This is a genomic window from Colwellia aquaemaris (assembly GCF_057548755.1).
Genome location: NZ_BAAJLV010000001.1, coordinates 1,148,991 through 1,172,564 on the forward strand (window position 1 = coordinate 1,148,991; position 23,574 = coordinate 1,172,564).

Annotated in this window: 19 protein-coding genes; 14 read left to right on the forward strand and 5 right to left on the reverse strand. The window is 39.2% G+C overall.

Going from position 1 to position 23,574, the window contains the following annotated elements; translation table 11 throughout:
* Positions 1-14: 14 nt before the first annotated feature.
* A complete protein-coding gene (gene mnmC / locus AC27HL_RS05130) occupies positions 15-2,018 on the reverse strand; it encodes a bifunctional tRNA (5-methylaminomethyl-2-thiouridine)(34)-methyltransferase MnmC2/FAD-dependent 5-carboxymethylaminomethyl-2-thiouridine(34) oxidoreductase MnmC1 (RefSeq protein ID WP_487079465.1) in 2,004 nt (667 codons plus the stop codon).
* Between the two features lie 179 nt (positions 2,019-2,197).
* Here mnmC and fabB point away from each other — a divergent pair, with 179 nt between their 5' ends.
* The 11 genes from fabB to purF all read left to right on the forward strand — a co-directional run bounded on the left by fabB (position 2,198) and on the right by purF (position 16,276).
* Positions 2,198-3,409, forward strand: coding sequence for a beta-ketoacyl-ACP synthase I (gene fabB, locus AC27HL_RS05135; RefSeq protein WP_487079467.1), 1,212 nt, complete (start codon positions 2,198-2,200; stop codon positions 3,407-3,409).
* A gap of 162 nt (positions 3,410-3,571) precedes the next feature.
* Complete coding sequence (locus AC27HL_RS05140; protein WP_487079469.1) at positions 3,572-3,961, forward strand: 5-carboxymethyl-2-hydroxymuconate Delta-isomerase; 390 nt, start codon at positions 3,572-3,574, stop codon at positions 3,959-3,961.
* A 44-nt stretch (positions 3,962-4,005) separates the two neighbouring features.
* Positions 4,006-5,133: a 4-phosphoerythronate dehydrogenase gene (locus tag AC27HL_RS05145; protein WP_487079471.1), complete on the forward strand. Its 1,128-nt coding sequence runs from the start codon at positions 4,006-4,008 to the stop codon at positions 5,131-5,133.
* Between the two features lie 13 nt (positions 5,134-5,146).
* On the forward strand, positions 5,147-6,172 hold the full coding sequence (locus AC27HL_RS05150; protein ID WP_487079473.1) for an aspartate-semialdehyde dehydrogenase: 1,026 nt from the start codon (positions 5,147-5,149) through the stop codon (positions 6,170-6,172).
* A 282-nt stretch (positions 6,173-6,454) separates the two neighbouring features.
* Positions 6,455-10,198 (forward strand): FimV/HubP family polar landmark protein, encoded by a 3,744-nt coding sequence (locus AC27HL_RS05155; RefSeq protein WP_487079475.1) that lies wholly within the window; start codon positions 6,455-6,457, stop codon positions 10,196-10,198.
* A gap of 246 nt (positions 10,199-10,444) precedes the next feature.
* The gene (truA, locus tag AC27HL_RS05160) at positions 10,445-11,227 is read left to right on the forward strand and encodes a tRNA pseudouridine(38-40) synthase TruA (RefSeq protein ID WP_487079477.1); all 783 of its coding nucleotides are present in this window, start codon (positions 10,445-10,447) and stop codon (positions 11,225-11,227) included.
* Positions 11,228-11,385: 158 nt separating this feature from the next.
* Positions 11,386-12,243, forward strand: a complete 858-nt coding sequence (gene accD, locus AC27HL_RS05165; protein ID WP_487079479.1) for an acetyl-CoA carboxylase, carboxyltransferase subunit beta — start codon at positions 11,386-11,388, stop codon at positions 12,241-12,243.
* Positions 12,244-12,253: 10 nt separating this feature from the next.
* Positions 12,254-13,528: a bifunctional tetrahydrofolate synthase/dihydrofolate synthase gene (gene folC, locus AC27HL_RS05170; protein ID WP_487079481.1), complete on the forward strand. Its 1,275-nt coding sequence runs from the start codon at positions 12,254-12,256 to the stop codon at positions 13,526-13,528.
* A gap of 18 nt (positions 13,529-13,546) precedes the next feature.
* Positions 13,547-14,179 (forward strand): SPOR domain-containing protein, encoded by a 633-nt coding sequence (locus AC27HL_RS05175; RefSeq protein ID WP_487079483.1) that lies wholly within the window; start codon positions 13,547-13,549, stop codon positions 14,177-14,179.
* 71 nt (positions 14,180-14,250) lie between these two features.
* A complete protein-coding gene (locus tag AC27HL_RS05180; protein ID WP_487079485.1) occupies positions 14,251-14,733 on the forward strand; it encodes a CvpA family protein in 483 nt (160 codons plus the stop codon).
* A gap of 25 nt (positions 14,734-14,758) precedes the next feature.
* On the forward strand, positions 14,759-16,276 hold the full coding sequence (gene purF, locus AC27HL_RS05185) for an amidophosphoribosyltransferase (RefSeq protein ID WP_487079487.1): 1,518 nt from the start codon (positions 14,759-14,761) through the stop codon (positions 16,274-16,276).
* 132 nt (positions 16,277-16,408) lie between these two features.
* On the opposite strand, the gene AC27HL_RS05190 is transcribed toward purF, so the two are convergent.
* Both AC27HL_RS05190 and AC27HL_RS05195 read right to left on the reverse strand, forming a co-directional pair.
* The gene (locus AC27HL_RS05190) at positions 16,409-17,008 is read right to left on the reverse strand and encodes a Yip1 family protein (protein ID WP_487079489.1); all 600 of its coding nucleotides are present in this window, start codon (positions 17,006-17,008) and stop codon (positions 16,409-16,411) included.
* A gap of 213 nt (positions 17,009-17,221) precedes the next feature.
* Complete coding sequence (locus AC27HL_RS05195; protein WP_487079491.1) at positions 17,222-17,500, reverse strand: hypothetical protein; 279 nt, start codon at positions 17,498-17,500, stop codon at positions 17,222-17,224.
* Positions 17,501-17,694: 194 nt separating this feature from the next.
* On the opposite strand from AC27HL_RS05195, the gene miaE reads away from it, so the two are divergent.
* Positions 17,695-18,477, forward strand: coding sequence for a tRNA isopentenyl-2-thiomethyl-A-37 hydroxylase MiaE (miaE, locus tag AC27HL_RS05200; protein WP_487079906.1), 783 nt, complete (start codon positions 17,695-17,697; stop codon positions 18,475-18,477).
* Positions 18,478-18,610: 133 nt separating this feature from the next.
* Positions 18,611-20,494 carry a DUF885 domain-containing protein gene (locus AC27HL_RS05205; RefSeq protein WP_487079493.1) on the forward strand — a complete coding sequence of 628 codons (1,884 nt, stop codon included), beginning with the start codon at positions 18,611-18,613 and terminating at the stop codon, positions 20,492-20,494.
* 163 nt (positions 20,495-20,657) lie between these two features.
* Here the strand turns inward: AC27HL_RS05205 and AC27HL_RS05210 are convergent, their stop codons facing one another.
* Together AC27HL_RS05210 and AC27HL_RS05215 are read right to left on the reverse strand one after the other, a co-directional pair.
* Complete coding sequence (locus tag AC27HL_RS05210) at positions 20,658-21,428, reverse strand: UDP-2,3-diacylglucosamine diphosphatase (protein WP_487079495.1); 771 nt, start codon at positions 21,426-21,428, stop codon at positions 20,658-20,660.
* 24 nt (positions 21,429-21,452) lie between these two features.
* Positions 21,453-21,944, reverse strand: a complete 492-nt coding sequence (locus tag AC27HL_RS05215) for a peptidylprolyl isomerase (protein ID WP_487079497.1) — start codon at positions 21,942-21,944, stop codon at positions 21,453-21,455.
* 213 nt (positions 21,945-22,157) lie between these two features.
* On the opposite strand from AC27HL_RS05215, the gene cysS reads away from it, so the two are divergent.
* Positions 22,158-23,540 carry a cysteine--tRNA ligase gene (gene cysS, locus AC27HL_RS05220; protein WP_487079499.1) on the forward strand — a complete coding sequence of 461 codons (1,383 nt, stop codon included), beginning with the start codon at positions 22,158-22,160 and terminating at the stop codon, positions 23,538-23,540.
* The last annotated feature ends 34 nt before the right edge of the window (positions 23,541-23,574 follow it).

The window sequence follows — 23,574 nt, forward strand, 5'->3', positions numbered from 1 at the left end:
ATCGTCTAATAGCTTTAGTCGAATTTTCTGCGAATAATGTCACGAATAACAAAACGATTTGGCGCAAGATTAAATAGCTTTTCATTATCAAGTGGATAGGGCGTGCCGCAAATATCGGCTACTAAAATATCTGCTAATAATGGCGCGGTGCATAAACCACGCGCACCTAAACCTGTCATCATATAAAGGTTATCGATAACTGGCGCTTGTTGATGATAGCGCCAGCGTTTGTCTTTGCTTAAATGTCCATATGCTGTTTTGTGAGCATCAAGGTCTGGCATAGCACCTACCATCGGCAAGTGGTCAGGTGTCATGCAACGTAAGCGTGCTTTACTACTGACAATGTCACTAGCTTGCCATTGACTTAACCCGGGCAAGCATTTCTCCAGCATATCAAGATTGAACTTATCTTCTTCCGACTTAGCTTCGGTATCAAAATTGTTTTTCTGAAAAGTCGCACCGATGCAATGTAAGTTGTTATTAGCGGGGGTTAAATAGCCTTTATGGCAAATCACCGTTGATAAGTTTTTGACTTCATTATTGCTTGCCATGCTGGTCACTTGTCCGCGCACTGAAGTTAGTGGCAGTTGCTTGATGGTATTTAGTGGGATACCTTGCGCGCCACCACAGTAAACTAATACGCTGGCTTTAAAGTTTTCCGTTGTGCTATGTAACAACCATTTGCCATCTGGCTGCTGGCTAATTTTGTCAATTTTACAACCGGTTTCAATGCGTAATCTATTGGTCGACTCTGCCGCCTTAAATATCGCTTTAACGAGTTGGGCAGGTGCTATCCAGCCCGCTTTTGGAAAGAATAGTCCGCCGTGCGCTAATGAAATTCCTGCCAAATTACTGGCTTGTTCTTTATCAACACTATGAATTAAACTTTCAGGCCAAACCTTTGAATTGGCAATATATTGTTGACGCAGTTCTAGCACCGGCTTGTATGAGATTTCTAATAAACCACACCAGTCATGATCAAAGCTAAAACCTTGTTCGAAAATACTTTGATAATGACTGACCGCATGCTCAAAGGCGTGTTGATAAAATAAACTAATGTCGTCGGCCTGTTGATGAATAAGCGGATACAAGGCGCCAATATTATTGCTTGATGCCCCTTGAGCAACACTGAAGTCTTGGCAATAAACCGTTACCTTAACGCCACTTTTTGTTAGCGCATAGGCCGCACAGGCCGAAGCAATACCACCACCAATAATACTGACATGCTGTGGTTTGGCAATTAAAGGCCGTTGTTGATAGCCTTTTCCTGATTGCGGATTTTGTTGAAAAACACCCGCTAACATTTCACTTTTTTTGCCCTCGGCAAGACGTTTTTCGACCCGAAAACCTGCTGAAATGAGCTGTCGCTTAACTTTCCCTGAAACAGTGAACGTTGCGATTGTCGCTTGCTCTTTAGACAGCCTTGTTATTTGCTCAAATAGCGCGGGTTGCCAGATCTCTGGGTTTTTCGCCGGTGAAAAACCATCAAGAAACCAAGCATCAACCATTGCCATATGCCGATGATGTGTCTGCTTTGCGAGAGTTGATAACCCTAGCGTGGCATCGTCAAATATTAACTGTAATGATACGGCACCATCGAGAAACGAAAGCGTTGCTTCACCGCTTGGTTTTTCTGGATATTGCTCAATAAGTTGTTGGCTTAATTCATTAAGCTCTGGAAGAATGCTGAGTGATTGAGTTAGCTGTGCTTTAGACAATGGGTATTTTTCAACGCTGATGAAGTGCAGGCTGCATTCATGAGCATATTTTTTATTTTTTTGCTGTAATTGTTGAAAAATGGCTAGTGTCAGTAAAAAATTTAAACCGGTACCAAAACCGGTTTCGGCGATAACAAATTTGCCGGCGTTATTAGCTAGTCGGGCTTTTATATTATTGCCATTAATAAAAACGCATTCACTTTGCTTAGTGCCTTGAGCGGTATCAAAATAAATGTCGTCAAACTGCGTTGAATACGGAGAACCATCTTTTTGGAAGCTAATTTTTGTTTTTTCAGTCACTTTTTTACAATCTTCTTACTTGTTGTTAGGCACAAAAAAAGGTTATTTTACCGCGTATTATTGAGCTCTGTCATAAAAACGTATAAATTCAGTGTACAAGTGTACGCTGGACAGACCAGTATAGGGGGCAAAAGTCTGTATGATACGCCCAGATTTTTTAATTGAGTATGGTTATTTAAATGAAACGTGTAGTTATCACCGGATTAGGTATTGTATCAAGTATTGGTAATGATGCAGAAGAAGTTTTAGCGTCATTACAAACAGGACGTTCAGGTATTACCAACGCAGAAAGCTTTGCGGAAAAAGGTTTACGCAGCCAAGTTTGGGGCAAGCCTGAGATTGAAGTGAAAGAGCATATTGACCGTAAAGCGTTACGCTTTATGGGTGAAGCTTCGGCTTACGCATACATAGCCATGGATCAAGCAATTAAAGATTCAAAACTAACGCCTGAGCAAGTTTCAAATTTCCGTACAGGTATTGTTGCTGGCTCTGGTGGTGCATCATCAGAAAACGTAGTAAATTCTGCTGATACGCTACGTGAGAAGGGCGTTAAGCGTGTTGGTCCTTACGCAGTACCAAAAACGATGTCGAGCACTATCTCGGCTTGTTTAGCAACACCATTTAAAATTTTAGGTGTTAACTATTCAATTAGTTCGGCTTGTGCAACCAGTGCCCATTGTATTGGTCATGCGGCTGAGTTAATTCAGTTAGGTAAGCAAGACGTGGTATTTGCTGGTGGTGGTGAAGAAGTTCACTGGTCATTAGCTATGATGTTTGATGGCATGGGCGCGTTATCGTCTAAATACAATGAAACACCTGAACAAGCATCACGTACTTACGATGCTGACCGTGATGGTTTCGTTATTTCTGGCGGCGGCGGTATGGTTGTTGTTGAAGAACTAGAACATGCCTTAGCACGTGGCGCACATATTTACGCTGAAATTGTTGGCTATGGCGCAACATCTGACGGTTACGACATGGTTGCTCCAAGTGGTGAAGGCGCTATTCGTTGTATGCAACAAGCCATGCACGGTGTTGAAGGTAAAGTTGATTACTTGAACACGCACGGTACATCGACTCCAGTAGGTGATGTTAAAGAGCTTGGCGCTATTCAAGCGGTATTTGGTGATGATTCTCCAGCAATTAGTGCAACAAAAGCCATGACAGGTCACGCCTTAGGCGCAGCTGGTGTGCATGAAGCAATTTACTCATTGCTAATGATGGAGCATAACTTTGTTGCTCCTTCAATTAATATTAATACTTTAGATGAGCAAGCTGAAGGTTTAGACATAGTTACTGAAAAACGTGATGCTGAACTTAATTTAGTAATGTCAAATAGCTTTGGTTTTGGCGGCACTAACGCAACTTTGCTTATGCAAAAATATAAATAATATTTAAGTTGTTATTATTTAAGAACAAGCCGCTAATTTAGCGGCTTTTTTATGGCTATTACTTTATTCATTTAGTGAAAGATTATTTTATGCCTAAAGTATTAGAAAATAGCCTAAATAACCGTTTTAGCTATATTCTTTTTATTAGTGATGTTCGCTACAATGCCATATCTAGTTATTGATTTTATCTACGAGCTTCCTTTGCCACATTGTATTATTGAGTATTCAAAAAAAATTACCGCGAATTTACCGGTAGAGCAGCTAATGCACGCTGTTTATAAAGGTGCGAATCAAAGTGAATTGTTTGCCGCGAGTGATATCAAAGTAAGAGCATGTGCATTTGATGACTTTTATCTTCCTGGCTCAGAACAAGTATTTGTTCATGTAAATTTGAAAATCCTTTCGGGGCGAGATTTGTCGCAACGTAAAAGCCTTAGTGCAAGTGTTAGTAACCAACTTGAACGCTTAGGTATTGAAGATGCAGCGATTACTGTTGAAGTGACTAATATTGAGAAAGAAAGCTACGCGAAGAAATTAACCTTAACGTCTTAGGGATTGAGTAGCCGCATTATTTTAATAAATTTTGGAAGAAAATTTTGAATATTTTTTATGATGAAAATATGCCATTTGCGGCAGAGTTTTTTCAGGATATTGGTGAGCTGACGGCATTTTCAGGCAGAACACTGACCGCAAACGACGTTGCTAATGCTGATGCGTTATTGGTTCGCTCTATCACTAAAGTAAATCAGGCATTACTTAATGATAATAAGCAACTTAGTTTTGTCGGCACTGCCACTATAGGTGTTGATCATATTGATCAAAATTACTTAAAACAGCGACAGGTTAGTTTTCATTCAGCACCTGGTTGTAATGCGGTCTCAGTTGCTGAGTATGTGGTAAGTTCAATGGTGATTTTAGCTGAACGTTATTTACTTAATTTAACAAGCATGACAGTAGGCATTGTCGGTGCGGGCAATACCGGCTCACGCTTAAGCGAGAAATTAACCGCACTAAATATTAAGCACGTATTGTGTGACCCATTATTGGCTGAAGATGATAATGATAAGCGAGAATTTGTGCCGCTTGAGCAAGCGCTTAGCTGCGATATTGTTTCGCTGCATGTGCCGTTAACTCGTGAAGGTCAACATTCAACTTATCACTTACTTGATGCAAAGCGTTTAGCCCAATTAAATGAAAATCAAATACTTATAAATGCCTGTCGCGGGGAAGTTATTGACAATCAGGCTCTACTAGCAATGAAACAATCAGGACATCAACTAAAATTGGTATTAGATGTTTGGGAAGCCGAGCCTAATATTTTAATGGCATTAATAGAGTATTGCGAAATAGCCACGGCCCATATTGCTGGTTATAGCTTAGAAGGAAAAGCTCGTGGCACAGAAATTCTGTATCGGGCATTATGTCAACAGTTAAAAATTACGCCAACGAAACAGTTACAAGATTTTTTACCGACTCCTTCAGTTGACTATCTTGAAATTAAGCAGGAGTTTAATGAAATACTGCTAAACCAACTGGTGAAAATGGTATACGATGTTAGGCGTGACGACGCTATTTTTCGTCAACAAATTAAAACTCAAGGATTTGATCATATCCGCAAAACTTACCCGACTCGCCGGGAGTTTTCATCGGTCATGGTTGGCTTGAATAACCTGCTAAGCTCAGATGCGCCACATCAGCTTGGCTTCAGTAAAAAACTTGCATAAAAGAGAGAGGATCATGGCACAGAAATTTGATGTTTGCGTACTAGGTGCAACTGGGTTAGTTGGCAAAACCATTATTGAAATACTTGAAGAACGTGATTTTCCGATTAATAAGCTCTACCCACTTGCCAGTGCTCGCTCAGCAGGTGAGTTTATCGAGTTTAATGGCGAAAATGTTGAAGTTTTAGATGCTGATAATTTTGATTGGAGCCTAGCACAAATTGGTTTCTTTTCCGCAGGCGGCGCAATTTCAGCTAAGTATGCGCCAATTGCCGGTGATGCTGGCTGTATTGTTATCGATAATACCTCAGAGTTTCGCTATGAAGCAGATATTCCGTTAGTTGTGCCTGAAGTTAACCCGCACGCACTTGCCGAGTATCGTAATCGTAATATTATTGCTAACCCGAATTGTTCAACTATTCAAATGATGATGGCGTTAAAGCCAATTTATGATGCAGTAGGTATTTCACGCGTTAATGTGAGCACTTATCAGTCGGTTTCTGGTGGTGGTAAAGCTGCTATGGATGAGTTAGCAAAACAAACTGCAGACTTGTTGTGCGGTAAGCCGGTTGAGTCGAAAAACTTCCCGCGTCAAATTGCTTTTAACGTTATTCCGCAAATTGATGTTTTTCTTGAAAATGGCTATACCAAAGAAGAAATGAAAATGGTGTGGGAAACAAAGAAAATATTGGGTGATGAAAACGTACTTGTTAACCCGACAGCAGTACGTGTACCGGTATTTTTTGGCCATGGTGAGTCTTTACATATTGAAACTAATTCTCCTATTTCGGCAGAAGAAGTAAAAGACTTACTTAGCCAAGCGCCAGGTTTAGTGGTTTGCCATAACGATGAAGATTTTCCTACACAAATAGGCGAAGCGAGCGGTAAAGACGATACCTTTGTTGGTCGAATTCGTGAAGATATAAGTCATAATAGCGGTATTAATATGTGGATTGTCGCTGATAACGTTCGTAAAGGCGCTGCAACGAATAGTATTCAAATAGCTGAGCTATTAATTAAAGAACACCTTTCTGAGTATTAAAATAAATTCAGTTAAACCACAGATTTACTAAAGAAAAATGAAAACCCGTCGTTATAATAAACGACGGGTTTTTTGTTAGTTACTATGTAATATGTATCTTTCGTTCAATAAGCGATAATATAGCCTCAGATGAAGAACTCGTTTAGTGAATTGAAATTGTATAAACATTAACTCCGGGTATTAAGCGATTGTTTTTACAGTTGGAATAAACATTGCTTTACATTCTCCTGACTTGGAGCCGCCAATCTATTGGCGAATAATTATTATAATTAGGAAATCTTGATGCAAAGATTGTTACGCCTGTGCCTATGGCAGGTATTTATTATAAGCATTAGCTGTTTTAGTTTGCCGACTTTTGCCGAAGATGGTGGCATTCGTATTCGTGGCCCCAAATCAACCGATGCATTTCCTTATGACCGTTACGGCCCCGTTACGGCAAAAGATACCTTGTGGAATATTGCTTTAAAAGTGCGCCCAGACCCTAGGTTGTCTGTTTACCAAGTCATGCAAGCGCTATATGAAAATAATCCTGGCTCATTTAAAGATAATAATCTTAATCACATGATTAATGGGCAATACTTAAAAATTCCATCTATTGATGTTATGCGCGCCATTAATACTGAAAATGCGCAGCAAAAATCACGTAATGATGATAAGGCTTGGCAGAAGAAAGTTGTCAAAGTTGTCGCTAAGAAAGCTAAACCGCCAGAAGAAATGTCGGTGAAGAAAAAAGACTTGGAAGCAGCGAAATCTGAAATTAACGTGCAGTTGAAAGAAATTGATAATACCCAGCAGCAAAGATTAGCAACCATTCAAAACGATGTTTTGGACTCCATTGATGGTTTGCAGAGTTTATTAAAAGAGAATGAAGCGCTACGTCAGCGTTTATCTAGTTTTAATGACCAGCTAGGTGTGATGCAAAGTGAAGTCGCCAAAGGCAAAGAAATTAAAATGCAGATGGACGATATGATCGCGCTGCAGCAAGAATTACTTGCCAAAGCAGAAGCAAGAGAACAAGCGCTGTTATTAGAGAAACAAAAAGCAGAACTTGCTCAAAACGACTTTATGTCGAGCACATGGTTTATCGTGTTAATGGCAACTTTACCGGCAATTTTGGTGTTGTCGATTCTTGCTATAATTTTGAGACGTCGTGGAACTCAAGAAGAGTCGGTTAAAGAAACACCTGTTGCAAAGAAAAAAGAGCCTACCCCAGAGGAGACTCCAACACCAGAGCCTGCAGCAGAAGTTGATTCTTTAGATAGTGAGCTTTCACTCGATGACGAGTTATCGCTAGATGACGAACTTTCCCTTGATGATGAATTATCAATTGATTTAGCTGAAACCGACGACGAGCAAGATGATCTTTTCTCGGACAATTTAGACTCGTTAGATGATGAGTTACTTGATGATGATGTCATTCAATTAGACGATGATTTAGACGAGCTTGATGATTTGGAAGACATCTCATTAGACGATGATATTGAAACCATTTCATTGGATGATGATGACATTGAAGAAATTGTTGAGGATGAACCATTAGAAGGTGGGCAGTTAGATCAAGGAGACTTAGATTCATTACTAGAAGGCTTAGACACTGAAGAAGTGGCAAGTGAAGATAGTAACGAGGCATTAGCAGGTGGCGTTGTTGACCAGAGTGCTCTTGATGACCTATTAGCTGAAGATGAACTTGAGCAAGTAGTTGATACAACAAATGACATTGCAGATGACAATAATGCTGTTATTAATGACCCAGAAGATATTGACGCCTTGTTGGACGCGGCCAATGAAAATACTGATGATAATGTTGACGTTTCCGATCCTGATGATATTGATGCCTTACTCGAGTCGGCAGCTGACAGTTCAAGCAAAGACAATGATAATGTTGATGTTTCCGACCCAGATGATATTGATGCCTTACTTGATGCCATAGAGTCTGATGCGCCCGCGTTAGAAGAGATTGATGCCGTTAACGCATCCAGCGATGTTGCTGACAATGCGCAGGAAATTTCAGACCCTGACGATATTGACGCTTTGTTAGATGCGATTGATACAGAAGTTGCAGAAACGACTGAGTCTGTGGCTGCAGAAGATATGGCGCAAGAAGTTTCTGATCCAGATGATATTGATGCACTTTTAGATGCAATTGACTCTGATTCTGCTGTCGTAGAGCCAGTCGAAGATATGGCACAAGAAGTCTCTGATCCAGATGACATTGATGCACTTTTAGATGCAATTGACACTGATTCTGCTGTCGTAGAGCCAGCAGAAGATATGGCACAAGAAGTCTCTGATCCAGATGATATTGATGCACTTTTAGATGCAATTGACACTGATTCTGCTGTCGTAGAGCCAGTCGAAGATATGGCACAAGAAGTCTCTGATCCAGATGATATTGATGCACTTTTAGATGCAATTGGCACTGATTCTGATGCAGATAAGCCAGCAGAAGATATGACACAAGAAGTCTCTGATCCAGATGATATTGATGCACTTTTAGATGCAATTGACACTGATTCTGCTGTCGTAGAGCCAGTCGAAGATATGACACAAGAAGTCTCTGAACCAGATGATATTGATGCACTTTTAGATGCAATTGGCACTGATTCTGATGCAGATAAGCCAGCAGAAGATATGGCACAAGAGGTCTCTAATCCAGATGATATTGATGCGTTGTTGGATGCAATTGGCACTGATGCTGACGCTGAAGAGCCAGCAGAAGATATGACCCAAGAAGTCTCTGATCCAGATGATATTGATGCACTATTAAATGAAATGAATGTTGAGCAGTCTGCTAATGAGGCAGAGGTTGAAGATCAACTGGTTGACTCAACTACGGAAGTAACTGAGACAGATTTAGCGCAAACCAACGAAAATATAGAGCTTATTAATAATTTCTCCGATGAATATGTGCAATCATTTATTGATGTAGATTTTAGTGATTTACTTGATGAGTTTGTTGAAGAACCTGAGGAAGAGTTGGGTGTCGATAATGACGAGGCGCCTAGTGAAATAGACACAGAAGAAGCAACTGACGATTTTGATATTGATGCTTTAATTGATGAAGTTAATCAGCCAGAAATAGAGCCGAAAACTGCTGATATAGATGTTGCCGCGCCAGATGCAAGTGGTGATTATATTAGTGAAATCGAAAGTGACGCTAATGTGGATGATATGTCTGATGACTTTGATATTGATGCGTTAATTGATGAAATTAATCAACCAGATACAGAAGAGCAAGATATACCATTAGATATTGGCGATGAATTACTTGATACTGAGCTACTTGACGAGGATTTATCAAAAGAAACTACCCGAGATGAAACGTCACAATTTATAGACGATGAAACATTGCAAGAATTGTCTGCTGATTTTGACGAGTCTACGCTTACACAACTTTTAAATGATGAAAAAGATAGCGACGCTGTAGTCGAGTTATCACCAGACTTTACCGATAGTAATGTTTTGGCTGACTTATTAGCTGATGATAATGATGTAAGTACGAGTTCAGAGTATGTTGACGCCAATAATGAGGCAGAAGTTGAAAATATTAAAGAGCTAGATAACTTAGACTTTGATGACTTATTAGCAAATATTGAAGAGGAAACAAGTACATCTACCGCAGATGAATTTGAGTTAAGCGACAATTTTGATATTGGTGATGACTTTGACGTTGAAACATCAAATGACGTCGAAGAAATTGAACAGCAAGAAAGGAGCAGTGAAGACTTTATTTCTGTTGATTCATTACTCTCAGATAGTCTTCTTGATGGCACGCCAACTGAACCTTATGAGAAAATGAATATTGATGTAGGCTTAGGTGAGTTTCCAGAGTTTGCAGGAGATATTAGTGAAGATGATATGGACGATGACGATAATGGTATGCTGGCAAAATTAGACTTAGCGAAAGTTTATATTGAAATTGGTGATACTGAAAATGCAGAAGTAATATTGCAAGACGTTGTTAAGCAAGGGGACGCACAGCAACAGTTTGATGCTCAACAATTGTTAGATGGTTTACATGAATAATTAGGCAATACTTTAAGCATTAAGGCTGCATTTGCAGCCTTTTTTATAATCAAAATTCACGCCCCATTAAGAAAATAAGTAGTAATATTGCATAAGCCCATACTAAATTGCCAAGGCAAAGCGACTGTCACTAATTTTGATCGGCAAAATAATGATAAATGTTTTATTTTGATGTTCTGTGTAAAGTCACTTGGAAAAAAACTATAAAATCATGGATAATGCGCAGCCTTAGTTGTGGAGATGAAAATGCGTTACGCTTTAGGTGTGGAATACGACGGTAGTAAATACCATGGTTGGCAAAAACAGAAAAATGCCGTCAGTGTACAAGAAAAGCTAGAAAAAGCGTTATCGAAGATAGCGAATGAGCCAATTGAAGTTATTTGTGCAGGGCGAACTGATACCGGTGTTAATGCCACGAACCAAGTAATTCACTTTGATACAGATAAAATACGAAAAGATGTCGCTTGGACTCTAGGTGTAAATACTAACTTACCCCAAGATATAGCCGTTGCTTGGGTGAAAGAAGTTAATGAAGATTTTCACGCACGATTTAGTGCCACTGCTAGACGCTACCGCTATATTATTAATAACAACCGCTTACGTTCAGCTATTTTAAGCTCGGGAATTAGTTTTTGTCATTATCCTTTGAATGAAAACTTAATGCATCAAGCTGCTCAGTATTTGGTTGGTCGTCACGACTTTACCTCGTTTAGAACCGTACACTGCCAGTCCCATTCTCCTATTAGAACACTCTATCACTGCAATGTTTCTCGCCAAGGCGAATTTATTATCATTGATGTTAGAGGTAATGCTTTTCTGCATCACATGGTTCGAAATATTGCCGGCAGTTTAATGCGGATTGGTCAAGAACTTGAGCCAGTGAGCTGGCTTAAAGAAGTATTAGACGCTAAGAACCGATGTGTAGCAGGTATGACGGCACCTTCAGCAGGTTTATATTTCGTTGACGTCGATTACCCAGAGCAATTCGCTATTCCAAAGCGTAGCCCAGGGCCTTTGTTTTTATTATAATGATGTAAAATTAAGAAAACAGACCAGTTTTTCCTATAATTGTGTAGGTAAACTATGGTTTAATTCATCGTTATATTTTTAATTCGCAAAATTTTTATATTTAGTGGTTGTATTTTAAACAATTATTAAATTTTTCGTGCATAGGCAAAAGAAATATTATGAGCTGGATAGAAAAAATTCTCCCAAAAGCAAAGTCGACACAGAAAAAGAACATTCCTGAAGGTGTTTGGAGTAAGTGTACTAGCTGTAACGCGGTTCTCTATAAAGTTGAGTTAGATCGACAAATGTCGGTTTGTCCTAAATGTGATCATCATATGCGTATTTCTGCGCGTAAACGTATTGATGGCTTCCTTGACCAAGGCGAACGTCTTGAACTTGGTGAAGAGTTTGAAGCGCAAGATATTCTTAAGTTTAAAGATTCTAAGCGTTATAAAGACAGAATTTCAGCAGCACAAAAAAATACCGGAGAAAAAGACGCCTTAGTTGTGATGAAAGGTGAATTACACGGTATGCCTGTTGTAGCCGCAGCATTTGAGTTTTCTTTCCTAGGTGGTTCAATGGCTTCTGTTGTTGGTGCTCGCTTTGTTAAAGGTGTTGAGTACTGTCTTGAGCACAACTTACCATTTGTGTGTTTCTCAGCAAGTGGCGGTGCGCGCATGCAAGAAGCCTTATTTTCATTAATGCAAATGGCGAAAACCAGTGCTGCACTGGCTAAAATGAGTGAAAAAGGCTTACCTTATGTTTCCGTATTAACAGACCCTACAATGGGTGGTGTCTCTGCTAGTTTAGCTATGCTAGGTGATATAAACGTTGCAGAGCCGAAAGCGTTAATTGGTTTTGCAGGTCCTCGTGTAATCGAGCAAACAGTTCGTGAAAAATTGCCTGAAGGTTTCCAACGTAGTGAATTCTTAAAAGAAAAAGGTGCTATTGACTTGATTGTTGATCGTCGTGAAATGCGCAGTACCTTAGCACGTATGCTTGCTAAATTTATGGGGCAAGATAGCCCAGCTGCATAACGGTAAATTTATGTCAAAATCTATTCAAAGCCATTCAGAGACAAAAAGTCTTACTGAATGGCTTTCTTATTTGGAAAGTATTCATAGCGTTGAAATCGATTTAGGTTTGCAGCGAATTGCTAAAGTGGCAGCGTTATTGAACATTTCATTTCCTCACTCGCAAGTAGTAACTGTTGCTGGTACTAATGGTAAGGGCACAACTTGTGCATTTTTAGAAAACGCCTTGTTAGCAAAAAATATTTCTTGTGCGGTATATTCGTCCCCTCATATTGAACGTTTTAATGAGCGGCTACGCATAAATCGACACGATATTGATGATCAATCGTTAGTTAGTGCTTTTGAGGCCATTGAATTAGCTCGTGGTGATATTACTTTAACCTATTATGAGTATACGACATTAGCAGCTTTTATTATTTTAATGGCAAAACAGCCTGATGTGATTATTCTTGAAGTGGGTTTAGGTGGCCGTTTAGATGCAACTAACATTATAGATGCTGATATAAGCGTGATCACAACAATTGACCTCGACCATCAAGCTTTTTTAGGTGATACGCGTGAAGCGATTGGCTTTGAAAAAGCAGGTATCATGAGAGCAAATAAGCCGGTGGTTATTGGTGATACAAACCCTCCGCAATCACTTGCAGTGCATGCAAATCGCATCGGCGCACTAGCGTATGTGCGTGAACAGCATTTTAGTGTCAAAGAAAACAAAGCTCAGGCGTGGCATTGGCATTTTGAGCAAAGTGACATTTCTACGCTTAATCGCACTTATATACCCCAAGATAATGTTGCAACAGCATTGATGGTATTAACTCTGTTAAGCAAAAGTTTACCCTTAGATATTGAGCAAGAATTTATTAATAAAGTTATTGCGCAAACCAAGGTGCCTGGGCGTCTCGAGAAATTTACTCGCGATTGCGATGTTATTTTAGATGTTGGTCATAATCCGCAAGCAGCAAGATATTTAGCACAGCAAATAAAAAGTATGGCCTATGACAATATTTACGCTGTTATTGGAATGCTGTCAGATAAAGATATTACTAACACCCTAACACCATTAATTTCTGAAGTAGATGACTGGTATGTTGGAACGCTTGATGTTCCTCGAGGTTGTGAAGCGACAGCATTAGCTAAATATGTGCAAATTGATACGGCAAAGATGAATTGCTTTGACAATGTCTCTCAGGCATTTAAAATGGCAAAACAGAAAGCTAAAGCAACTGATCTTATTCTGGTTTTTGGGTCCTTTTATACGGTTGCTGAAGTTAGGCGCATGTTAGTTTAGTAAAGCTGGGAGTCTCGTTTGTCTACACCGTTTCAAAATCGTTTAGTGGGTACTATTATTGTTGCTGCTGTTGCCATCATTTTTTTGCCAGATGTGCTTGATGGCGATAAAAAAACTTATCAAGACAATTTTGAAACTATTCCTGAAGCCCCACAGATTGACTTTCCAAAAGCAGACAAGACTTTCCCCAAAGAAAACTTAACAAAATTACCACAAGAGAAAGTTTCAGATGAAAGGGCAATTGACGAAACGGGTAGCATTGATACATCAAAACTCTTGTCAGAAAATGATGTTTCTGTTTCAACGTTAGCTAAGGAGACAGATTTTTCCGCGCCTAATAGCAAAAAAACTGTTGAAAAAACAGGCAGTGAAAAAATTAATAATTTACCTAGTAAAGCCGTAAAGAAGCAGGCTTGGGTTATTCAACTAGGTAGTTTTCGTCATCAAAATAATGTTGACGAGTTGGTCAATAAGTTAAAGTCTAACGGTTATACAGCTTTTACTAAACCGATTAAAACTAAAAATGGCAAGTTGACCAAGGTGTTTGTTGGTCCAGAATTAATTAAATCGTCGTTAGAAAAGAAGCTACCAGCTTTGAAAAAATTAACTAATGTGCAAGGAAAAGTTGCCCGTTTTAATCCGACTAAATAGCAAAAATATTAGTAAATTCTAGTGCCGTTCTGGTAGAATGCGCGCCTCTAATCAATGAGAACTTTTGATTTATGGTTTGGATAGATTATGCCATTTTGGCTGTTATTGGCATTTCAGCATTAATAAGTTTAGTACGAGGATTTGTTAAGGAAGCTGTGTCCTTAATTGTTTGGATCAGTGCCTTCTTCGTTGCTAGTAGCTTTTATGTTAATTTGTCGACCTTCCTTACTAATATTTCTGATCAGCTACTACGCAATGCCGCTTCTATTGCTATTCTTTTTATAACCACTTTAATTTTAGGTGCCTTAGTCAATTATATTATTGGTCAATTGGTTAGTCGTACTGGCTTGTCTGGTACTGATAGGGTGTTAGGTATAGTTTTTGGTGCATTGCGCGGTGTGTTAGTTTCGGCAGCGGTTTTATTTTTTATGGACGCTTTTACCCCTGCATCGTCTAGCGCCTGGTGGCAAAGTTCTCAGTTGATCCCAGAATTTACATTAATAGTTGAATGGTTTTTTGAATATCTCAAACAATCATCAAGTTTTTTAACTTAAACTTAGTTCGTCGGAGAATAAGTTCATGTGTGGTATTGTTGGTATTGTTGGTAAAACTCCAGTTGGTCAAGCGCTATATGATGGTTTAACGGTGTTACAACATCGTGGTCAAGATGCGGCTGGGATCGTGACTATTCACGATAATACATTTAGATTGCGTAAAGGCAATGGCTTAGTGAAAGATGTTTTTCACACTCGTCATATGTTGCGTTTACAAGGCAATATTGGCATCGGCCATATTCGCTACCCTACGGCAGGCACTTCAAGCTCATCTGAAGCTCAGCCATTCTATGCCAATTCACCTTTTGGTATTGCATTGGCTCATAATGGTAATCTTACTAACGCTGAAGAATTAAAGCAGTGGTTAAATACTAAAGCGCGTCGTCATGTTAACACTACCTCTGATTCAGAGTTATTGTTAAATATTTTAGGCCATGAGCTGCAAAACACTGACCGACATGAACTGGATCCAAGTGATATTTTTAGTGCTATAAGTAACGTTCACAAACGTGTACGCGGTGCCTATGCAACTGTTGCTTTAATTATTGGTTACGGCATGGTGGCATTTCGTGATCCTAATGGCATTCGTCCATTAGTATTCGGTAAACGTGAAACTGAAGCTGGCGTTGAATACATGATAGCGTCAGAGTCTGTAGCACTTGATGCAAATGAGTTTGAATTTGTACGAGATGTTGCACCAGGTGAAGCTATTTTCTTTTCTGAGTCTGGCCAAATTCATAGTCAACAATGTGCAGAAAACCCAAGTTTTCATCCGTGTATTTTTGAGTATGTTTATTTTGCTCGCCCAGATTCGGCCATTGATAAAATTTCAGTGTACGGTTCACGTGTTGAAATGGGTAAAAAGCTTGGTGATAAAATTGCCAAAGAGTGGGACGATATTGATATCGATGTAGTAATTCCAATCCCAGAAACTTCTTGTGACACCGCCTTAGAAATTGCTCGTCATTTAGATATTCCATACCGTCAAGGGTTTGTGAAAAACCGTTATATTGGCCGTACATTTATTATGCCTGGTCAAGAACAACGTAAAAAATCAGTTCGTCGCAAACTAAACGCGATTGGCGCTGAGTTTGTTGGCAAGAACGTGCTATTGGTTGATGACTCAATTGTGCGTGGCACAACCTCAGGGCAAATCATAGAAATGGCCAGAGCAGCTGGTGCTAAGAAAGTTTATTTTGCTTCTGCTGCACCGGAAATACGCTTTCCAAATGTTTATGGTATTGATATGCCAAGTGCCAATGAATTGATTGCTCATGGCCGTGAACTTGACGATATTTGTCAATTAATTGGTGCTGATAAATTAATTTACCAAACTTTGGAAGATTTGGTGTCGGCAGTATCAACAGCTAATCCAGACATTGAAGAATTTGAAACCTCAGTATTTGACGGTCAATATGTAACCCAAGATATTAATCAAGGTTACCTGGAAAGACTGGACGCGTTGCGCAATAACGAGACTAAAGAGACTTCTGATAAGAACGCAGACTCAATTATTGATATGCATAATGAAGGGGCTGAATAAGCCATTTAGTAAACGAGTAATTTACTCAGCTTGCTTTAATATAAGAGCCCGCAAATAGCGGGCTTTTTATATTCTAGATGAAGGGTATTACATAGAGTCACAAAAGTGCAACTATGTTATTGAAGCTTTTACTTAGCTTACATACTCCACGCCAAGGCCTAAGTTAAACACTATAGCGCTTGCTGCCATTAAGGCGACAATGAGAACTAAACCACAAGTTACAACTGAACTTGAGTAAATAAAGCCTTTTTCTTCAGGAATGTTCATCATTATCGGCACACCAGAATAAAGTAGATATACTGAGTAGCTTAAAGCTGCTAAGCCAGCTAAAACTACAAACCACAATACTGGAAATAATGCCGTAAGCCCAACCATTAATAATGGGGTTGCCGCATAGGCCGCTAATTCGAGTGATTGTGTAAAATCAGGTGTTGAATCAAACGTTTTTGCCATCCATTGTATAAGTGCTGCCAATGCAAACACGCCTCCAATTAATCCAAAATACATAGCAATAGACATAAATAGTGCGTTTGATTCTGTTAATTTAATTGGATCGCCAGCACCTATGGTCCACCCAATATGAGCGGCTGCATAGTAGCCACAAATTGCGGGAATAAGTGCAATGGTAAGAATATGCACCATAGAATACATTAAGCTTTCGTGACGTTTCTCAATAGTTTGCCATTCTTTTTTAGGTGCAGTATAAAGCCCCCAGATATGATTTAAGATCATGTTATATACCTCTCTCTGTCCCCAAAAATAATGCAGATATAAGTAAACTTCTGCTACCTTGCGTTGTGATCAACAGTTCTTATTTTTATTGTTGATATTATATTTATGTAAGATGGCGAGGGATTCGTCAAGAGTTGTTTGATATTTAGGCTAAAATAGTTTTTTTTTAGCCATCTATCAGTCTGATAGCGGAGAGTTTTACTAAGAATGTGATCAACATACCTTAATACGGACAATTTTCATCACTTCCATTTCAAAACCTGCAACCGTTTCGATAGCCGGATAATAAGTAATATTAACTTGCTGCTTTTGCAACGACTTATACAACTTTTTACGACGGTATTTAAATGGAACATCAATGCCTTTTATCATAATCGTATTGAGATACCATTCATCGTCTTCTCGTTGAACGTGAGATACAACAGTTTGTTGTTCACTATGAGTGAGCGCTTGGTGTTTTTTTGTTAATGATTTTGCATCAGTTCTTTTCATTTTTCCGCTCAATATTAAATTGTTAGTGAAACTGCTATTTGTTAACCAGGGGATTAACTATTTACCGTCTATCATAACAAAACTAGCTTGAGGCATCATTCACTCTTGCTAATTTGCGTGATATCTCGCAATTTTGCTAGCAACTAGGAAGTAACGCTTTTAAAATAATGCCAAAATCTCTTAAAGCTGATGTTATGCCGTATTCCGAATTACTTGACCCAATAAATCGTTTTTTAAAAGTTACTACGCCAGATGCTTGGGTGTCGCAAGCACAAGCTAAAGAAAATTTAGATATTATTCTTATTGATCACTTAATTTGTGAACTAAAAGCCGCGCAATCAGCTATGTTCCTGATTCGAAAATATGCTGTCGATAAGGAAAGTGGTGATGCGCTTTTGGCTTGGTTACAACCTTTTGAAGCATTAATTTATAAAAGGCAAGGTGACTGGCGTACGTTAGCGGCTAAAAATAAACTCACTAAATCTGTTATTCCAAAAGCAGACTCTCCTTATGGACAGAGCTTGATTGACAAAATGGTGTTATTGATTAAAGAAGAATTGCACCACTTTTATCAAGTGTTAGAAATTATGGATGAATATGGTATTGAGTATCGAAGTATTACGCCATGTCGATATGCTAAAGGCATGTTACGACATGTGAAAACATTTGAACCTGATGCACTAATTGATAAGTTGATCATAGGCGCTTATATTGAGGCGCGTTCATGTGAACGATTCGCCAAGCTGGCCCCTTATGTTGATAAGCGCCTTGGAGATTTTTATATTTCATTATTGCGCTCTGAAGCCCGTCATTATCAAGATTACTTAACGTTAGCAAAAGAAATCGCTGGTCCAGAGCATAGTAATAAAGTTGACAGTCGTATTGAGTACTTTGGTAACGTTGAAGCGGAGTTAATTACTAGCCGCGATCAAGATTTTAAATTCCATAGTGGTGTTCCGTTAACTGCCACTTGTTAGGCATTAAGTAACAAATTATTAATATTTTACTTATACATTGTTAAACTATTGTGTAACACGATAGTATGGCACCATGCGCAAAAATAGCGCTTTGTCTTTACCCTCGAAAATATAATAATAAGGAAAGTAATTAATGCGCACTATGATTGCATTGGTTGGGGCTGTGGCTTGTTTAACAGCCTGCCAACCGCAAAATACCACCGAAACTACGCCATCAAAACCAACGGCGGCAAACGTCGAGAGCTCAGCAGCACAGAAAAGCATATTAAGCGAGAGCGAGCGCTTAAACGAATGGTTTGCTGCCAAATATGAAGAGCAATTACAAACTAGTCCAATCATGTTGACATTTTTAGGTCGCAAAGAAAAATATGACCAAATAAATGATATGACGGAAGCATTTGAGAAAGAGCAATTAGCATGGCAAGCACAAACCGTAGCTGATTTAAAGGCTAACTTTGATTATGACAAGTTAACTGCCGAGGCCAAAATCTCATATGACATTTGGCTTTATCAATATGAGCAAGCAAAAGCAGGGCAGCAGTTTAACAAAAATGGTTATATTTTTACCCAATTTAATGGCATTCAAGCGTTTGCAGCACAATTTTTAATTAACTTCCATCGTGTTGACGAACTAAGTGACATGCAAGCTTATATTAAGCGTATTGCAGGTATTAGTACCGCAATCGACCAGCTATTAGTGCGCGCTAAAGAGAATGCGGCAGAGGGAACACGACCACCAAGATTTGCTTATGAAGGTGTTATTGAACAAGCAGGCAATTTAATTACAGGTATTCCGTTTTCAAATGCCGAGGGCGCAACTGACTCACCGCTGTGGATGGACGTACAACGCAAAATTAAAGCTTTAGTTGATGCAGAAAAAATAACAGCAGAGCAAGCTGAAACATTAATAAATGATGCAAAAACACAATTATTGGAAAGCTTTAAGCCTAGCTACCAAGCTTTAATTGCATGGTTTGAAAGCGATATAGAAAATACTGCTAGCAATGCGACCGGAGTTTCAACCCAAAAAAATGGTCAAGCTTTTTATGATCATATGATCGGCGTTTCTACGACAACAAAGTTATCTTCGGCAGAAATTCATGATATTGGCGTTAAGGAAGTTGCTCGTATTACTAAAGAGATGATAGCGATTAAAGAGCGAGTTGGCTTTGAAGGGGATTTACAGGCGTTTTTTAATTTCATTAAAACCGATGAGCAATTTTTCTACCCAAATACCGATGAAGGGCGACAAGGTTATATCACAGATACTGAGGCATACTTAGCGGTTATCAATGAGCAGTTACCTGATTACTTTGGTATTTTACCTAAAGCTGATTTAGTGGTTAAACGTGTTGAAGCCTTTAGAGAGCAAGATGGTGCGGCACAGCATTATAACCCGGGTACGCCTGATGGTAGTCGCCCTGGTGTCTACTATGCGCATTTATCTGATATGGCATCAATGCCAAAGAATGAAATGGAAGGTGTAGCTTATCATGAAGGTAATCCTGGCCATCATATGCAAATTTCGATAGCGCAAGAGCTAACATCAATACCACAATTTAGAACGCAAGCTAACTTTACTGCCTACAGCGAAGGCTGGGGCTTATATGCTGAACTATTGGCTAAAGAGATGGGCGCATATAAGAATGATTTTTCTGACTTTGGTCGCTTAGTGAATGAAATGTGGCGAGCCGTGCGTTTAGTCGTTGATACCGGACTGCACGCTAAAGGCTGGACTGAGCAGCAAGCCATTGCTTACTTTAAAGAAAAAACACCAATTGCAGAAGAAGCGATTATTTCAGAAGTCCGTCGTTACTTAGTAATACCGGGACAAGCGACTGCTTATAAAATCGGTATGTTAAAAATTATTGAGTTACGCGAAAATGCCAAGAAAGCGTTAGGAGAACGTTTTGATATTCGAGGTTTCCACGATACAGTTTTAGGTGGCGGTGCTATGCCGTTAGCTATACTAGAGCGTCGCGTAAACGATTGGGTAGCAAACAATACCCCTAAATAGCACATAAACAGGTAATGTCATAAATAAAACGCCTAAGCATTTACTTAGGCGTTTTTATATTCGGCCTCTTTCAGGCGTTCTGTACTTTGAGGCATACTTTCAGGCTTGTCTGTCGATGAATAGCCCGTTGTTTAGTTTCAGATAAAACTAAAAGCGAAAAGTATTATTGATTAGGACTTTCAAACGGATTATTCATCAGCTCCATAGTATCAGGAGTTACTTTTAGCCATGCACCTTGTTCGTACCAGTCGCCAAGTACAATGCGCTTGGCATTTTGTTGGTTGGCCTTGAGTTGGTGTATATTAGGGCGATGTGTATGGCCATGGATAAGTAATTGGCTTTGCTGTTGCTCGAGACAACGAACTACTTCGCTTTCTGTTACATCCATGATCTCTTGTGACTTCATTGCGGTTGCAAAAGCACTTTTATCACGGTAATTGTTGGCAATTTTGCGGCGCACAAACAATGGTAGGCTTTTAATCATAGTTTGCCACCACCAACTGCGTGATTTCTTTCGAAATGCTTGATAACCCACATCACGGGTACATAACGTGTCACCGTGCATGATCACCACTGGTTTGCCATACAAATCAATTAACGTTACTTCGGGTAGCAATACCATACCACTTTGCTTCGCAAACCGGTTGCCGAGCAGAAAATCACGATTGCCATGTATAAAGTAAATTTTGCAGCCAAGCTTTGCAAGTGTGTTAATTGCTCGCGAAATTTCTAATATAAAAGGGCTGTCGTCATCGTCGCCCACCCAATATTCAAATAAGTCACCAAGAATATATAGTGCTTGAGCGTTAGGAGCTTCATTTTTTAAAAATGATAAAAAACAGGCCGTAATATCAGGCCTGTTTTGAGCAAGGTGTAAATCAGCAATAAAATAGGTTAATGCTGAATTTACACTTGTTTGAGAAGTAATACTCATTGTATTAATTTTAAACTGTGACCATTAAGCTACAATTGTTTCTTCAATTAAAATTTCTTCTTTAGGTACATCGTCATGGAAGCCCATGCGACCGGTATCAACTAAGGTCATTTTGTCAACAATGTCCATGCCTTCAACAACTTTAGCAAACACACAGTAGCCCCAGCCGTGCATGTCTTCACTTTTAAAGTTAAGGAAGTCGTTATCAACTAAGTTAATAAAAAACTGTGCTGACGCTGAGTGTGGATCTTGTGTTCTAGCCATTGCTAAAGTACCACGAGCGTTGCTTAAGCCGTTGTTAGCTTCATTTTGAATACTAGCGCGAGTGTCTTTTTCGCTCATACCTGATGCAAAGCCACCACCTTGTGCCATAAAGCCTTTAATAACACGATGAAAAATAGTGCCATTGTAGAAGCCATCTTCAGCGTATTGTTGGAAGTTTTTTGCGGTAATCGGGGCATTTTCAAAATCTAATTCAATTTTAATATCGCCTAATGTTGTTTTAAATGTGATCATTTGCGCTCTCATAAATATAAAAGAAATGTAATTGCGCAAATTGTAACGTAATCAAAGCAACATTTCTCGGCAAAATTTCATCGCTTAATATTCAGTTATGTGAGCCAAGTTAATGATTCATTGCAATTCTTGCGGTACAATTGCCCGAACTTTGCTGATCGCAAGGTATAAATTTTATTACGCATTCATATTAGATAGGAAAAAAGCACCATTATGTTACAGATTTATAATACCTTAAGCCGGAAAAAAGAAGTTTTTAAACCAATCACTTCCAACAAGGTAGGTTTGTATGTATGCGGAATTACAATTTATGATCGCTGCCATATTGGTCATGCGAGAACCTATGTCGCTTTCGATATTATCGCTCGATACTTTAAATACTTAGGCTATGACTTAACGCATGTAAGAAACATTACCGATGTTGATGACAAAATTATCAAACGCGCTAATGAAAATGGCGAAAGCTGTGATGATTTAACCAAACGTATGACCGAGCAAATGTATCAAGACTTTGATGACTTAAACATTATGCGCCCCGATATTGCCCCGACGGTTACTGGCCATATGGATGAAATTATTGCTTTGGTAGAACGTCTTATCGAACGTAAGCACGCGTATGTTGCTAGTAATGGCGATGTTATGTTTGACGTGAGCAGCTATGATGATTACGGAAAATTAAGCCTGCAAAATTTGGATATGTTGCAAGCTGGTGCTCGTGTTGACGTTGACGATGCTAAACGTAGTCCACTGGATTTCGTACTGTGGAAAATGGCTAAACCAGACGAGCCTAGTTGGGACTCACCATGGGGTAAAGGCCGCCCAGGTTGGCATATTGAATGTTCGGCAATGAACAGTAAACATTTAGGTGAGCACTTTGATATTCACGGTGGTGGCTCTGATTTACAATTTCCACATCATGAAAATGAAATTGCGCAATCATGTTGTGCTTTTGATACACCATACGTAAATTACTGGATGCACGGTGGCATGGTGCAAGTTAACAAAGAAAAAATGTCAAAGTCGTTAAATAACTTTTTCACTCTACGTAGTGTGCTTGATGAATACGACGCTGAAACTGTAAGATTCTTCTTAACTTCAAGCCATTACCGTAGTCAGTTAAACTATTCGCAAGATAATTTAACGCAGGCGCGTGCTAGTCTTGAGCGCATTTACACAGCACTTCGTGATGTCACTCCTATTAAGAGTGAGTTACAAGGCAATGAATATGTTCAGCGTTTTGAAAAAGCCATGAATGATGATTTTAACTGCCCAGAAGCTATGCCAGTGTTATTTGAATTGGCCAAAGAAATAAACCGAGTAAAAGCAGAAAGCAGTGAAGAAGCAGGCAAATTAGCCTTTATCTTAATATCTTTGGGTGAAGTATTAGGTATTGCACAAAATTCAGCGGAAGACTTTTTACAAGGTGGTAGTGGCGATAGCGACGAAGCCGCTGAAATTGAAGCGTTAATTGTGCAACGTAATGAAGCGCGTGCTAATAAAGATTGGGCCAAAGCTGACGATGCTCGTGACAAACTTGCCGCGATGAATGTAATTCTAGAAGACAGTGCAGGCAAAACAACGTGGCGCAAAGCATAAGTTTTCGGTTGTTAGTTTGAAAAGAAAAGCCAGT